We start from the raw sequence: 15576 nt of genomic DNA, 5'->3' as shown, positions 1-15576 counted from the left end.
GGTTATGAAACTGCCTCGCGCAGATAGTTTTATCTTATTAAAAATTATATGTCAGGGATAGATTATATCTTCTCCCGTCTTTTTTGCGATAGGTTATAATATCCCCATCCGCTTTATTGTATCTATTGTCACCTTTCAATTTTTTAATTGTATAGATTCCATTTTCATTTCCGACACTATATCCCTCTGTATTCTGATAATAACGAGTCCAATCATCTAACAGGTTCGCCATATTCAACTTAGCTTCTAATTTATTGTGAAAAAAACGTTTATAGATCTGCAGATCCAGTTGCTTAGGTGCCAACTCATATTCCACTCTATTGGGATCAATGGAAGTAATATTTGTTCTGTATCCTCTATGGTTGTAACTAACTGTCGCTCCGAAAGAATTTCCCCAATAGCCAATTCCCAAATTCAACAACCATGGTGATTGACCGATCAAAGGACGATCCTGACCAGGGGAACGATCTTTAATTCGCTCAGGCACCTCCTTTCCGTCAACAACCTTATACTTCCAGGAACTCAATACATTTACTTTGGAGCTTAAAAGCGTTGCATTTCCTGAGATAAAAAAATTTGTTAACCAATCTTTATCACCTATAAAACTTAAATTTTTACGAATTTCAAATTCTATCCCTTTATTTTTAGCAGACTCCATATTATTAAAGACATAATATGCACCCCCCGTAAATGACTCATCTTCGACCAATTCAATGGGTTTATCCAGATATTTATAGAATCCCGTTAATGATATAATTTCTCCCGGACTTGGATACCATTCCAACCGCAGATCTACATTATCAATAAAGGTTGATTCCACATTGTCTCCTGAAATAATCGCATCCAGTTCAAAGTCATAAAATCCAAAAAAACCTGTTTCTCGAAAATCTGGACGGATAGCGGTTTTTGAATAGCTACCGCGAACATTAAAGGTATTGGTCACACTATAAGTGGCGTTAATGGACGGCAAAAATTTCCAGTTATTTTCACGCACAAGCAATTTGTATTTTATAAATTTATTCTTGTCATCATCCGGATCACCATTCTGTTTTCTAAACATTTCGTCCTGACGGTTTTTTAGGTTATAATATTCGGCACGGATGCCATAGACCAAGCGTAATTTATTCCATAATTTCTGATCCAACATAAAATATCCTGCGTGAGATTGCATACTTCCTTCATATACATTTCCACCGATAAGTTCCGGGTAGTAATAAGCCTGTCCAACGCCGTTGCCAATATTTTCCGGCGAAAACAACACATCATAAGGCGCTTCAATAGCAGGTGCTGCCGTTGATGGATCATTAGGCATATAGGAACGCGTAAAGGGCAGCAAACGAAATATGGATAAATCTCGTTTCTTAGACCAGCCCTGATAACCAACTTTGACCAAAGTACTGACCGGCCGTCCTTCTCCAAAAACGCGGGAAAATGCCATTGCCCAATTATAATCATCCTCATTGATCTGTGTCCACATACGAGAATCTTTCCCTAATATAGAGGAATTGGAAAACCCTGATAGGTTTAATAAATTTGGAGTCTGAAATAGATACTTATCATCGAATACAGTAGTCAATCTATATCTCAATTTCCGTTCATCCAAAATTTGTTGCTTGATTTTATTATAGGCAAACATTCCCTCTGCTTTAATTCTCCAAGGTAATTTATATTCACCGGTTATTTGATGCTGTTGCAAAGACATCGCTTCTGGCAATTGGTATCGATTTTCTGTAGGCGGATTGCTAAGATCAGCGAAGGCTGCCCGAATATTTTCATTATAGGAGTTGTTATAGGTACGGGCATACATATTTTTGAAAGTGAGCTTAAAATCCTGTCCTTGCAAACCAAAATTCGCAACTAAACCACTACTGCTACTAAAACGATAAGAAGTGCCCGCTCCATTTAAACCGACCCCAGTACTGTCAATATAGTGTGCTCCATTAATAGCGGATCCTCTTACATTATTGAAGGCTACAATATTTTGTTCATTTCGAATATTCGCAGAAGCAGAGAAACCAAACAATAATCCATTTGAAAGATTATACCGTCGCCCTAATGCAAACCGAAAATTTTGATTAGGATTGGCTTTATAACGATATAGTTTCATAGCGTCTGCATTGACCTGTTTAGATTGGGCTATTGCATCAATGTCATTATACTTGAGATTTGAACCCGGCATTAAAAATTCTTCATTTAACTTTGGATCGTTCAGTATATACCCGGGAGGCGCGTCCAGACGTCGGGCCTCACCATTCCAATACCAAGGCAATATTCCTTCAGGTTGTTTTGAAGAAGAATGATTAAAACCAAAAAATTCCGATGCTTTTCGCTCCCCAAGACGATAAAAGTCTTTGCCTGTTGTACGGGAATTTCCTCCGATCCCATACTGTATTGTTGTAAAATCCTTCTCCGGAATATCCAATGTATTCACCGAAACCTGTCCGCCTGAAAATTCAGCGGATACATCCGGTGTTGCCGTTTTATTGACCACCACCGAGCTCACCATCTCTGTCGGAATAATATCAAAGGAAAAATCACGTCTATTCTGCGAAGTGCTTGGAATCACCACTCCATCCAGCATGGCCTGATTGTAGCGGTCGGACATCCCCCGTACAATGACGTTCCGGTTATTAACAGTGGTCAATCCGGTAACACGTTTTAAAACCTGCCCCATATCATTGTCCGGTGTGCGGGCGATCTGTTCGGCGGATATTCCGTCCGTCACCGACGCTGCGTTTTTTTGTGCCCCATACAATCCAGCTACGGAAGCTTTTTTAAACGATACGCTGACAACAGCCGTCTCCAACGCATTTACCTGCGCCTTCATGGCAATATTTAATCCTGTCCGTTGTCCGGCCTGTATTTTGACTCCCTCAATACGTTGGGTCTGGTAAGAGAGATAACTGACTTCCAGTATGTAGGTTCCCGGCTCAGCATTCAAAACATAGCTACCATCGATACCGCTCTGTGTTGATTTATTGGCACCGATCAGTTTGATGCTGGCATTGGCCAAAGGCTGACCGCGATCATCAATCACTTTACCTGAAATATACCCATTCTGCTGTACCGGTTTTTCGACCAATGTAATATAGACACCGTTGTCATGAGCCACCAGGTCAGTCTCCCTGAGCAGATAACGCATGATATCGCGGACACTGTTACTTTGAAAAATTTTAGCATTTACCTTTTTATTTGCCAGATTATATTTCGCTGCATCGAAAGCGATATGTATATTTTGGGATTCCAAACGTTCGAAAGCCGCCGGAATATTGGATTCACTAAAAGAAACTGTAATCTTTTTACTGAGTAACTGACCGTATGCGCTCGAAGCTAAAAGCATTTCGGCCGACACGATCGAAAGAAGTAAACCTACCAACGATGTCCTTATCATAAACTTAATATTGTTTTGCGTAACGTATTGCTTAAATTTCATAAATTTGTATGCGTATATAATATCTCTATAAGTTGTTGTATATGTTATTTATACCATCTCCAAATGGTGTATGATGCAGAGTTGACGATGGCCGTCGTCAGCTCTTTTTTTATCCCAAACTAGTAAATATGCACTATCCTGCCCTCCTTCCTGGATTTGTTGTGATGAATTGCTTTGATACTTTCGAGGGTTGCCCTCCAGGACAGCTGCTTTGATATCGGCATGCTATATCTTTGTTGGGCAATCTGCTGGTCATCAGTTTTAATTTCCAAATCATAGATATTTTTTACCGCCAGTGCCAATTCTGCAAAACTGCTTTGCTTAAGGTATACTCTTCCTTCAATCCAGCTATTACGTGTCGTCAGATCAAAAGTCTCCTGATTGCTATGGTGGTGATTTTTGGAATATCGTACCTCTTCGCCACGGGTCAACACACCCAGTGGATGATTATTGGCGGTGACCTGCACTTTACCTGTAAATACGGACACCGATATATCATCCAATTCCGCGTAGTTTTTCACGGTAAACGAGGTCCCCAAGACCTTTGTCTGTATGTCTTGGATATGCACAATAAAAGCTTTCGTGGAATCTTTCTTAACCTCAAAAAATGCCTCACCCGCGAGAAGCTCCACAACACGATCCCTCCTGTCATAAGAGACGGTGTCCAATTTTATTTTGGAATATGCATTCATTACAACGGTCGATCCGTCGGCTAAAAGTACCCTTTTACGTTGTGAGGCTCCTGTCTCAAAAATCCGGTACCCCGGTTTTAAATCCGCTTCTATTCTGGAAAAATTCAGGTCATGCTGTTTTTTCCAAAATAAAATACCAAAGCACAGCAGCAAGCTTGCGGCAACAGCTCCGCTCCAATAGTATATTTTCCGAAGCGCTGATTTTTTAGGAGCAGTACCACCAATACGTTGCTGTATGCTATTCCACAACTGAACCTCATCTACCGACGCTGCGGGAAGTTCCTCCTGATCAAGCGCATCATACCAGCGATCAATCAGGGACTGCTCAGCCTTGTTGGCTTTGTTCTGCTGATATCTATAGATTAAGGATTCAAAAATTCTTCTTTTCACTTTTTTGCCTGCTGTTTATATACAAGTCTTCAAAAAAGCCCGAAAGTACTTCAATAAATGGTTAATGTTTTATAAAAGAATTGTTAAATTGATTTTTTAATGCTGCAATGACCACCAGACGGCTGCCATTTATCTGGAGAGCTCCTCCAAAATAAAAATAAGCAGGAGGGTAAAACTGCCATCTTGAACATTTTGATAGCCGGTTATTGCTTTCTTCAGTCTTTTGGACGCTTCTGTAAGGTTATTTTTTACAGTTTGTTCAGAGAGTCCCATCCGCAGTGCTATCTCACGAATTGATAGATGCTCCCACTTCAACAAGAGTACCTGCCGCATATTATGCGGCATAATTTCCAATTCATCTTCCAGCATCTTTTCTAGCATGAGGTAAGTTTCAAGTTCTTCCGGATGATGCTGTACGTAATCGAAAATATGTTTACTCCAATGATCCAAGAGTTTATCCTTTGCCTTATTGGAATTGAAAAAATCTATAATTTTATATTTGAGCATTCCCTTGAGATAGGCAGGAAGATTAATTTGGATATCGATCGTATGACGTTTTTCCCAAAACTGAACAAACAGTTCCTGAAGAATATCTTCAACATCTTGCGAATCAAGAATACGCCGGGCGGCATGTTGATAGAGATCTTTCCAACAGTATTGATATAACTCAGCATAAGCATTCGTATCATTCCGCTCTTTAATAGCCTGTAGCCACTGCTGATATATAATTGGTATCTGATCCATACTAATACCAAAAATAAGGTTGAGATATTAAGTTTTTGTTAATAAATGAATAAAGAAAGCACAACGAAGCAAAATAGTTTACAATCAAAATAATACTTTTCAGCTTATCATTAACTATACACCGCGAATAAAGTTTTTATCCCTTTAATTTGAAATCCCTCAATCTCATTAAAAATCAATTATTTAAATTCTTTGATTATTCAAATATTATTCTTACCTTTGCAACGCCTTAGGCAATAGTGCCTATTGTATATAATATTTCATGAACCCATTTTTAGAACTGGGAATCCGTGAGGAAGTTGTTAATGCCATCTCAGAATTAGGTTTCGAAAAACCTTCTGAAATTCAGGAAAAAGCCATTCCTGTTTTATTGACTGGTAACGACGATTTTGTCGGATTAGCCCAAACTGGCACAGGAAAGACCGCGGCATTTGGTCTTCCATTATTAGAGCAATTAGACTTTTCTCAAAAACACCCACAGGCATTAATCCTTTGTCCTACTCGGGAATTATGTTTACAAATCTCAAAAGATTTAGAAAAATTTGCTAAATACGTTGACAACGTACATGTTGTTGCTGTATATGGAGGTGCAAATATCTCAGACCAGCTACGTCAAATTAGACGTGGAGTGCAAATTGTAGTAGCGACCCCAGGTCGTATGTTGGATATCATTGGCAGAAATGCAATTGATTTCTCAAATGTTAAGTATGTTGTATTAGATGAAGCGGATGAGATGCTCAATATGGGCTTCAAAGAAGACATCAACAACATTTTGTCAGAAACTCCTGACGAGAAAAAAACTTGGTTATTTTCGGCGACAATGCCTTCCGAGGTACGTCGTATCGCAAAGAATTATATGACCGATCCTGTTGAACTTACTGTAGGTACAAAAAATACCGGTAACGCCAACATTGAACACCATTATTATTTGATCAAAGCAAAAGATAAATATGCTGCGTTCAAACGTATTGTGGATTCAAACCCTGATATCTTTGGAATCGTATTTTGTCGTACAAAAATCGAAACACAGGATATCGCTGAAGCGTTGATTAAAGATGGTTATAATGCAGACTCGCTGCACGGTGACTTATCCCAACAACAACGTGATAAAGTAATGAAACGTTACCGTGACCGTAGTTTACAATTACTGATCGCAACAGACGTAGCCGCTCGTGGTATTGATGTAAGTGATGTAACTCACGTGATCAACTTCTCTTTACCTGATGAAACAGAAAACTATACACACCGTTCAGGTCGTACTGCCCGTGCAGGTAAAACCGGTATTTCTCTTTCATTGGTAAACGTAAAAGAGCTCAGCAAAATCCGTCATCTTGAAAAGATCATCGGTAAGCCTTTTGAGAAAAAACAAGTTCCTCAAGGTGCTGAAGTATGCGAAAAACAATTGTTCTCTATCGTTAAGAAAATTGAAAACGTCGAAGTGAACGATGAGCAAATCAGTCCATTCTTGCCTGCAATTATGGAAAATCTGGAATCTCTTTCAAAAGAGGATATCATCAAAAGATTTGCTTCCCTTGAATTCAACCGTTTCTTAGATTATTATAAAAACGCGCCAGATTTAAATATCGAAGCCCGCGAAGGTTCTCGTGAAGATCGTGGTGACAGACGTGATGGTCGTTCTCGCGAAGGTTCAAAAGGTTATACCCGTTTGTTCATGAACTTAGGTTCAGTAGATGAGTTCTCTCGTGGAGACATGTTAGGCTTTATCTGTAACAACGCGAACATCTCCGGAAAATCTATCGGTAAAATTGACTTAAAAGGTGTGTTTACATTCTTTGAGGTACAAGATGCTGAAGTGGAAAAAGTATTCCAAGGATTCCAAGGTGTAGATTACAACGGTCGTCAAGTACGTATCGAAGTATCTGGTGAAACTAGAGGCGAAGGCCGTGGTGGTGATCGTGGAAGAAGCCGGGGTGGTGACCGTGGCGGAAGACGCGAAGGCGGATACCGTGGTGGTGATCGCGGTGGAAGACGTGAAGGTGGATACGGAGGCGGTGACCGTGGCGGAAGACGTGAAGGCGGATTCAGCGGCGAAAAACGCGACCGTGGTAGCAATGGCGGAGGTTTCCGTGATTTCTCAGGTAAACGTAAAGAATCTAAAAGCAAATACTAGACTTAGTATTTAATAAAACACATCAAGACTCTGATTTGGAAAGCCCCGGTTTTGCAGATCAGAGTCTTTTTCGTTTATAATCCTCCTCTCTCGCTAACTTAATGCGCGTCATCCCATTTTTCAAATGCCTTTATCTCCGCAAAAAAACGTAATTTAGCTCAATTATACGAACTGGATTTTCACAATGCCAACAGCAACAAGATTATTTGATTTAGCCTATTTGCAACAAAAAAATGCACCCGGCTTTCCAATGTTCTCCTACAAAGACGGAACGGATTGGGTAGCGTTAAGTAATACAGAATTTATTGAACGAGTCAATCAGGTATCCAAAGGTCTGATTGCCCTGGGCGTCAGGGTAGGTGAAAAAGTGGCCTTAATCAGTGAAAACCGTATTGAATGGAATATCCTCGATTTTGCAATCCAACAGATTGGTGCGGTTGTCGTTGCGATTTATCCAAATATTTCCGAATCAGATTACAGCTATATATTCAACCATGCTGAGATTAAAAACTGTATTGTAAGCTCAAAAAAACTATATACCAAGATCACTTCAATCAGAGCATCATGCCCGTTTCTGGAACATATCTTTACATTAGACAAGGAAGAGCATATACCGCATTGGCAACGTTTCATAGCTGAGGGCTCTTCCATCACTGATGAGCAGCTTGAAACACTTCGAAATGCCGTCAATACCGAGAGCCTGGCTTCAATCATCTATACATCGGGTACAACTGGAAATCCGAAAGGAGTTATGCTGGCGCACCGTAATCTATTGGCCGATACCATGAGCAGTGAATATTCCTTTCCTGTCGAACGTGGAGACCGTGCACTCTCCTTTCTGCCGGTTTGCCATGCCTACGAGCGGGTATTTCAATATGTCTATATGTATAAGGGCCTAACAATCTTTTTTGCCCAGTCGATGGATACCATTGGAGAAGATTTCAAATCAGTCCGGCCACATATTTTTTCGGCTGTGCCCCGTGTACTTGAAAAAGTGTATGAAAAAATTATTGCAACAGGTGAAAAACTGACCGGGTTAAAACGTAAGATATTCTTTTGGTCGCTTCGTGTCGGTGAACAATACACATTGGAAAGCCGCTCCTGGTGGTATGACATTAAATTAAATATCGCACGAAAACTCGTTTTTTCGAAATGGCGGGAGGCCCTAGGCGGAGATATCAAAGGGATCGCATCGGGCAGCGCAGCCTTACAGGAAAGACTCGCCCGCCTGTATATGGCTGCAGGAATACCTATTTATGAAGGTTACGGCCTGACCGAAGCAGGTCCCTGTATTGCCGTAAACTGCTTTAAAAGAGGAATGAGAATTGGCACGGTAGGTCTACCATTGATCAATATCGAAATCAAACTTGCCGATGATGGAGAGATCCTCACCAAAGGTGAAAACATTATGATTGGTTATTATAAAAATGAAGAAGCCACTGCAGAGGTGCTTAAAGATGGCTGGTTATATACAGGCGACATCGGTCAATGGGTTGACGGCAAATTTCTTAAAATAATCGACCGCAAGAAAGAGATGTTCAAGACTTCCGGCGGGAAATATATTGTGCCCCAGCAGCTTGAATCCAAGATTGTAGAGTCTTCTCTTATTGAACAGGTTATGGTAATCGGTGAGTCACGAAAATTCCCCGCAGCCCTAATTGTCCCGAACTATGCCAATCTGTTGGAATGGAGCAAAAACTCCTCCCCTTTGCTGGCAAATCTACCGAAAATAGAATTTCTGAACAGTGCTGAAGTCAAACAACAGATTGAATCCGAACTCAATCGCATCAATCAAAATTTTGGTAACTGGGAGCAGATCAAGAAATTTGCAATTATTCCGAATGAAATGACGATAGAGACAGGAGAACTAACCCCAACTTTAAAGATGAAGCGGAAAATCATTCTTCAGAAATATGAAAAAGAGGTTGAGGCAATTTACAATACTTAACCAAATAAAAAGGCAAGCCTATTTCTTGGAGCAACAACAAAGCATCTAAGATGTCAGTAACTGGATTAAGTGAACCAGCCTTTTGTTTAAGCAGCGAGCGGAAACCAACAAGACCTATATTCAAAAAAATAGCCTTTATCAGAGACAAAGGCTACGTTATATTTCAGATTTTCTGTTCTTACGACTTCTTGGGCAGACGTTGACGAATTGCCTCATAAATAACAACAGCAGCCGATACAGACACATTAAGAGAGCCTATTTCACCATACATTGGTATCTTGGCCAGATTATCTGCAATACGGATTAAATCATTCGATACACCGACATCCTCGGCGCCCATGATGACACAGGTCGGTGCTGTATAATCCACGTCATAGATGCTCGAGGTTGTTTTTTCCGTACTAACAACCAATTGCACCCCTGAATCTATCAGAAATTTACCCACTTTTGAAAGGCTGTCATGACGGCAGACCGGAATTTTATACAATGCTCCAGCGGATGTTTTAATTGCATCGGGATTTATTTCAGCAGACCCTTTTTTCGGCACAATGATCGCATGCACACCTGAACATTCAGCCGTGCGTGCAATAGCCCCCATATTACGAACATCAGTTACACCATCTAACATCAAAAGTAAAGGAGTTTCACCTTTCTCATAGATCTGGGGTAAGAGATCTTCAATACTTTGATAGGTAATTGGCGAAATAACCGCAATTACTCCTTGATGGTTTTTACGTGTAATACGGTTCAGTTTCTCAATAGGCACTTGCTGAAAAGCAATATCATGTTCTTTCAATAAGGATTTCAGTTCCAGAATCAAACTACCACTTAATCCGCGTTGTACAAATAGTGATTCAATCTCTTTACCACTATCGATTGCTTCGATGACGGCACGGATACCGAATACCATCTGATTTACTTCACGTCTTTCGCCGTGATCGCGATCACGTCTCTGAAAATTTCCTTGCATCATAAAACTAAATATTACCTTCCAAATAGAAGAGATTGCAAAGGTACAAAAATTAACAGGAATTGGAATGGTAGATTTAGCTTAAACCCAAGTTAAACTCCTTACGCAAAGTATCTAAAAGCGGATTTTTGTTTACCATTGCCTGATATTTTTCCTGCGAAGTGTATGGTTTGCGGGAAACCGTGAATTCCATCATAACCCCTTGGAGATCGAGCGAAAAGTTTTGCAGCTTAACGCGAAGATAATTCAATACATCTACTTTCGCACTTTGCAATACATCCATCTGTACACCATTCTCAACATCAATCTCAATCAATGTGCCCTTCAAACGAGGTTGCGTAGTCGTCATCATCGTATACAGGTTGATCTTATTTTCCGCTTTCAACTGCTCGGCATAGGCATTCCAAATGGCTATAAATTGATTAAAGCTGACCTCACGCTGTTCGGTACCTCTTATTAATTCCGGTTCATCCCCCTCTTTGGCAACAGAGTTGTTGTCATAAATCGTGTTCAGATCCGGCAATGATGGAATAATTGCTGAGGCTGAGGATCCCCATCCCCCTTTTTTAACTTTTGGCGGCACATTTGAAACTGCTTCATTTTTTACTTCAGGCTTGACGGTCGAAGTCTGGGAATTGGAAACAGTTGCTGTCGGATTGGATACGGTAACGGGCGTCGATACAATTGGTGCTGATGTTGCATTTTGTCCTGTATTTCCAGAAGGTACTGCCGCAGAAGGACTTTCCTTCGCCTGCAAAACTACTGGCTCAGGGAGTTTTTTTTTTACTCCTTCAGCAGCTGAAGGAATCTGTACAGAACCAAGCTGGCTTAATTTAATGGCACTCGCGATATGACACATTTTCAACAAAGCAAGCTCTACCTGTAAGCGTTGGTTTTTGCTTGTCTTATAGTTTATTTCGCACTGGTTTGAAATATTCAATGCCGACAATAAAAGCCCGGAAGAGGCTTTCTGTGCTTGCTGCAAATATTTTTGACGTATGCTATCACTAACTTCCAATAGTTTTAACGTAGCAGGTTCTCTGGCCACCAGCAGATTGCGAAAATGAGCTGACAAACCGGCAATGAAATGACTTCCATCGAAGCCATGGTTCAAAATCTCGTTAAATGTCAAAAGTGTTTGCGCAGCATCTTCTGCCAAGATCGAATCTGTTAGCTTAAAATAATAATCGTAATCCAGAATATTCAGGTTGTCAATAACAGCCTGATAGGTTACGTTTTTATTTGAAAAACTGACAATCTGATCAAACATAGACAAAGCGTCACGAAGACCACCGTCCGCCTTTTGCGCAATGATATGTAAACCATCTTGGTCATAAGCGATCGCTTCACGGTCAGCTATTCTCGCCAGATGACCTGCCATGTCCTCCACTTTGATACGATTGAAATCAAAGATCTGACAACGTGAAAGGATCGTCGGCAAAATCTTATGTTTCTCCGTTGTTGCAAGGATAAAAATCGCATAGGAAGGTGGCTCTTCCAATGTCTTCAAAAATGCGTTGAAAGCAGCCTGCGAGAGCATGTGCACCTCATCGATGATATAGATCTTATACTTTCCGGCCTGTGGCGGTATACGAACCTGATCAATGAGATTACGGATATCATCTACTGAGTTGTTGGATGCGGCATCGAGTTCATGAATACTGAATGAATTACCGTTTTGAAAGGATTTACAGCTGTCACATTCGCCACATGGCTCAGTTCCAGGTAAGATCTGTTCACAATTTATTGTTTTGGCTAAAATACGAGCACAAGTAGTTTTACCAACACCACGTGGCCCACAGAATAAAAATGCCTGCGCCAACTGATTGTTGTGAATTGCATTTTTTAAGGTACCTGTAATGTGTTGCTGACCTACAACCGAATCAAAGGTAATCGGGCGGTATTTACGTGCAGAAACAATAAAATTATCCATTGCACGAAGATACGGATTAAAAAAAAGAAAATGGAGAAACTAAAGCCTAAAAATCACAAGTCAGTAATTATTAATTCGTCCATAAGAATTGGAGGATTATTATCTCATTGAAGCAGAACCTCGTTATAAAAATGCATCAATCTGGAAAGTTCACAAATGCATATTGCTCTTTAAAGCGAGCTGGTTCATCATCTTTTCGTCTGTCAACATTTTATCACATAAAATTTAATAGGAGACATAAAAAAAGTGAATAACTCTATCAATTACTCCTTTTAATGTAGCAAAAATCTCGTAACACACGTTTTAGGGTTAAAAACCAAGTTATGAAGCAAAAAACAACCTTATTTTACACCATTTTATTGAGTATTTTTTTATTTTCCGGATGCAAAAAAGAAGACAGCTATGAAGAACTCACCAGTCTAGCAGATGATAAAATTCAGCAAGCCGTTAAACTGACTGAAAATCTTTCTTGCAATGATCTGAAGGAATGCCGTATTGATACACTCTATTACACCTATGTACCCGTACATCCGAGCTTCGAGCAAGCCTATAATAAATTACTTGCCGAGGCCGCAGATCTCAAAGAAAGAGCACAGAAAGTATATAAAGGGCCGATTGTGTACAACACTAGTGTAGCCCCCAATTACCTTCCACCCCATTTTGGGATACGTTGCATCGCCGGTAAACTGAAAGTCGCTTCGGCAAGAGATCTGGAATTATCTGAAATCAATCAACGATTGGCAGACCTGCTTCCCAAATTGCAGACCTTTTTTGATGACGTTCCTTGCAACGATCCAAGTAAATGGCACATTGCTACCTTGCGCAAAGACTGTGAATTTATCCCTATACTATATACCGATAAACAAAACTTCGCTGAGTTTGGAAATATGGCAGAACAATATAATCATTTGTACAGTGCCAAAAGAATACAGGACAAGAGCTTGAATTGTTCAGACAAAAATGACAAGCCAGCTAAAGGTGTTATCTGTGAAAATGGCAAGCCCAAAATTACTTATTAATGTCCTGATGCGGACAAAATCCAAGTCTTCCCTCATAAGACTTGGATTTCCTCTACAAAAATTTTCAAACCGGTACTTCACCCAAGGATCGACTTAAAAATAAAATGAATACACTTTTCTCATTTTATATGATAAGACATATAAGCTACCAACTATCTATTCTCCTTTAGGAATTTCCTAATCTAATTCTAAGTTTTACTTACCATTTTCCTACATTTCTCCTACTGTTGGCCTACTCCAGTAGGCCAACAGTAGGTAGATCGTAACCCAAAAGTGGGGCAGGAAGCGAATACGCTCATAAAAAACAGCAAAGAATATAGGAAGTTAGTGCGATTGGCATTCTATTCCCAACTTCTCGATTCAAGGCTTAATCGAATGGGGAATTTCTCCATTGTAATTCTAAAAACATTTTTCATCAATCCTTATAAAAAGCAACTATAAATTGTTAAATTTATATTACATTAATATTATCAAATTGTTAAGAATTGAATATCAAAGGGAGCTATATTGCGTTTTTGACCATTTTATGCTGGTTAACCTACAGTCCACAATTTGTTAGGGCGCAAAAGCATGTATTCGATTTTTATGATGGAAAAGTCTCCATTAACGTATCAGCATCATTCAATATTCCATTCGATGACAGTTTAACCGGATCCCGGGTACAAGAGTTTTATCAGGCTGCTGATCAGACCGAATACCGTGATTTAGTTAATAGCCTATTGGATTACAAGGATAGACAGCATCTCAATGACTGGGTATACTATCAGCTTGTACGCCGTACAGCACAACAAATAGCTCCCAAAGCAGAGAACTATGCGCGTTACACACTATACAAATGGTTCTTGATGTGTAAGTCTGGATATGACGCACGTTTGGCGGTGGGCAACAATCAGATTATCTTTTTTATCCAGAATAATGAGGATATTTCTGATATTCCTTTCTTTGAAATTGATGGTAAAAAATATACCTGTTTAAATTTCCATGACTACGGAAAGCTATTTCAAAGAGCAGATACCTATATTCCCGTAAAGATCAAGGTACCGGAAGCAATCAACGATTTCAGTTATAAAATTACGAAACTACCGGATTTCGTTCCAGCAAATTATATTGAAAAACAGCTTGCATTCAATGATGGACATAAAGCGTATCACTTCAATGTTAAATTGAACAACGATATCAGTGATCTTTTTAAAAACTATCCAGGAGTAGATTTCGAAACCTATTTTAATATTCCATTGAGTAAGGAAACCTACCAATCATTAATACCCGCACTCAAAGAAAATTTAAGAGGCAAGAACGAAAAGGAAGGCGTAGATTATTTAATGCGATTTACACGTTATGCTTTTCTCTACGAAAACGATGAAGATAATTTTGGCACAGAAAAACGGCTATCACCAGAACAAACATTATTAAATAAATCCAGTGACTGTGATGACCGAGTAGCATTATTCTTTTACCTGGTCAAGGAAATTTATAACCTTCCGATGATCACGCTGCTCTATCCCACACATATCACGATGGCCGTCCAATTTGAACGGCCTATAGGTGATGCGATTTTATACAATGGCAAATACTATTCCATCTGTGAACCCACTCCGCAAGCGCAAAGTCTGGCCCTTGGTCAATTGTCTGATGAACTTAAAAAACAATCGTATCAGATTGTTTATCACTATGAACCGAGGTAAACTTGTGAGTTAAAAATAACCGCAATAATAAAGAGGCTTTCTGTTTTATCCGCTTTCAATATTTTACTTAAAGTTTCCTATATCGCTCCTTAGCTTTAGTTAATTACATCTTATTGATAAAGTCTAATAGATCTCCATATTTACCATCTGTACGGTGAGCAGCAATAGTTACTGTATTTTCACGCCCTTCTGATTTTATTGTGATCACATAATCCATTCCATCTACACAACGTGCACATTCATTAATTTTGGCATCCATTAGCTTGTATGTGTTGATATAGCTGGACAACTGCTTTAATGTAGCCTCACTTGTTTTATATATTTTATCTTTTTTTGTCTCTGATAAACCATCTTTAGGATATTTAATTTCAGTCTTACTTTGATCAATGCTGATATTCATCCCATTACCCCAACCAGAAATTCCTTTGATTTCTATCCTAAGTCCAGAATCTTCAGGATCAATTTTATTATCAGACTTTTTACAGCCTAAAAGCAGAAAGATGCTCAACACAAATAAATAGATTGTTTTTTTCATAATTTAAAGCTTATATTATTTGACTGTATAACGAAATATCAGCACGAGATGCTACAAAAAAATCCTGCGCAAGGCAGGATTTTCAGTTATTAAGAT

10 protein-coding genes are annotated in these 15576 nt (G+C 39.4%); 4 read left to right on the top strand and 6 right to left on the bottom strand.

Annotated elements, in window-relative coordinates:
• Positions 1-37: 37 nt before the first annotated feature.
• From HMAT_RS25110 to HMAT_RS25100, 3 genes are all read right to left on the bottom strand, one after another.
• Positions 38-3391, bottom strand: a complete 3354-nt coding sequence (locus HMAT_RS25110; RefSeq protein WP_233789599.1) for a TonB-dependent receptor — start codon at positions 3389-3391, stop codon at positions 38-40.
• A gap of 161 nt (positions 3392-3552) precedes the next feature.
• The gene (locus HMAT_RS25105; RefSeq protein ID WP_104385571.1) at positions 3553-4515 is read right to left on the bottom strand and encodes a FecR family protein; all 963 of its coding nucleotides are present in this window, start codon (positions 4513-4515) and stop codon (positions 3553-3555) included.
• Between the two features lie 129 nt (positions 4516-4644).
• The gene (locus HMAT_RS25100) at positions 4645-5259 is read right to left on the bottom strand and encodes an RNA polymerase sigma factor (protein WP_104385570.1); all 615 of its coding nucleotides are present in this window, start codon (positions 5257-5259) and stop codon (positions 4645-4647) included.
• Positions 5260-5521: 262 nt separating this feature from the next.
• On the opposite strand from HMAT_RS25100, the gene HMAT_RS25095 reads away from it, so the two are divergent.
• Entirely contained in the window at positions 5522-7390 is a 1869-nt protein-coding gene (locus HMAT_RS25095) for a DEAD/DEAH box helicase (RefSeq protein WP_104385569.1), read from the top strand.
• Positions 7391-7574: 184 nt separating this feature from the next.
• A complete protein-coding gene (locus HMAT_RS25090; RefSeq protein ID WP_104385568.1) occupies positions 7575-9338 on the top strand; it encodes a long-chain fatty acid--CoA ligase in 1764 nt (587 codons plus the stop codon).
• 178 nt (positions 9339-9516) lie between these two features.
• Here the strand turns inward: HMAT_RS25090 and rlmB are convergent, their stop codons facing one another.
• Positions 9517-10311, bottom strand: coding sequence for a 23S rRNA (guanosine(2251)-2'-O)-methyltransferase RlmB (gene rlmB, locus HMAT_RS25085; RefSeq protein ID WP_371412062.1), 795 nt, complete (start codon positions 10309-10311; stop codon positions 9517-9519).
• Between the two features lie 73 nt (positions 10312-10384).
• Positions 10385-12241, bottom strand: coding sequence for a DNA polymerase III subunit gamma/tau (locus HMAT_RS25080; RefSeq protein WP_104385567.1), 1857 nt, complete (start codon positions 12239-12241; stop codon positions 10385-10387).
• A gap of 323 nt (positions 12242-12564) precedes the next feature.
• Here HMAT_RS25080 and HMAT_RS25075 point away from each other — a divergent pair, with 323 nt between their 5' ends.
• Together HMAT_RS25075 and HMAT_RS25070 are read left to right on the top strand one after the other, a co-directional pair.
• Positions 12565-13260 carry a hypothetical protein gene (locus HMAT_RS25075; RefSeq protein WP_104385566.1) on the top strand — a complete coding sequence of 232 codons (696 nt, stop codon included), beginning with the start codon at positions 12565-12567 and terminating at the stop codon, positions 13258-13260.
• 485 nt (positions 13261-13745) lie between these two features.
• Positions 13746-14945 carry a hypothetical protein gene (locus tag HMAT_RS25070; protein ID WP_233789592.1) on the top strand — a complete coding sequence of 400 codons (1200 nt, stop codon included), beginning with the start codon at positions 13746-13748 and terminating at the stop codon, positions 14943-14945.
• 103 nt (positions 14946-15048) lie between these two features.
• Here HMAT_RS25070 and HMAT_RS25065 read toward each other — a convergent pair whose 3' ends face one another.
• The gene (locus HMAT_RS25065; protein WP_104385565.1) at positions 15049-15480 is read right to left on the bottom strand and encodes a hypothetical protein; all 432 of its coding nucleotides are present in this window, start codon (positions 15478-15480) and stop codon (positions 15049-15051) included.
• Positions 15481-15576 lie beyond the last annotated feature (96 nt).

Origin of the sequence: Sphingobacterium sp. HMA12 (genome assembly GCF_002933815.1) — a bacterium.
GTDB lineage: Bacteria > Bacteroidota > Bacteroidia > Sphingobacteriales > Sphingobacteriaceae > Sphingobacterium.
Note: the sequence above shows the minus strand (reverse complement) of the source record. Positions and strands in the feature narration are given on the sequence as shown.

What these genes read in the sequence shown, in the direction of transcription:
- rlmB (WP_371412062.1), bottom strand. Translation starts at nt 10,311, where the DNA reads ATGATGCAAGGAAATTTTCAGAGACGTGATCGCGATCACGGCGAAAGA.
- HMAT_RS25080 (WP_104385567.1), bottom strand. Translation starts at nt 12,241, where the DNA reads ATGGATAATTTTATTGTTTCTGCACGTAAATACCGCCCGATTACCTTT.
- HMAT_RS25090 (WP_104385568.1), top strand. Translation starts at nt 7,575, where the DNA reads ATGCCAACAGCAACAAGATTATTTGATTTAGCCTATTTGCAACAAAAA.
- HMAT_RS25075 (WP_104385566.1), top strand. Translation starts at nt 12,565, where the DNA reads ATGAAGCAAAAAACAACCTTATTTTACACCATTTTATTGAGTATTTTT.
- HMAT_RS25110 (WP_233789599.1), bottom strand. Translation starts at nt 3,391, where the DNA reads ATGATAAGGACATCGTTGGTAGGTTTACTTCTTTCGATCGTGTCGGCC.
- HMAT_RS25095 (WP_104385569.1), top strand. Translation starts at nt 5,522, where the DNA reads ATGAACCCATTTTTAGAACTGGGAATCCGTGAGGAAGTTGTTAATGCC.
- HMAT_RS25065 (WP_104385565.1), bottom strand. Translation starts at nt 15,480, where the DNA reads ATGAAAAAAACAATCTATTTATTTGTGTTGAGCATCTTTCTGCTTTTA.
- HMAT_RS25100 (WP_104385570.1), bottom strand. Translation starts at nt 5,259, where the DNA reads ATGGATCAGATACCAATTATATATCAGCAGTGGCTACAGGCTATTAAA.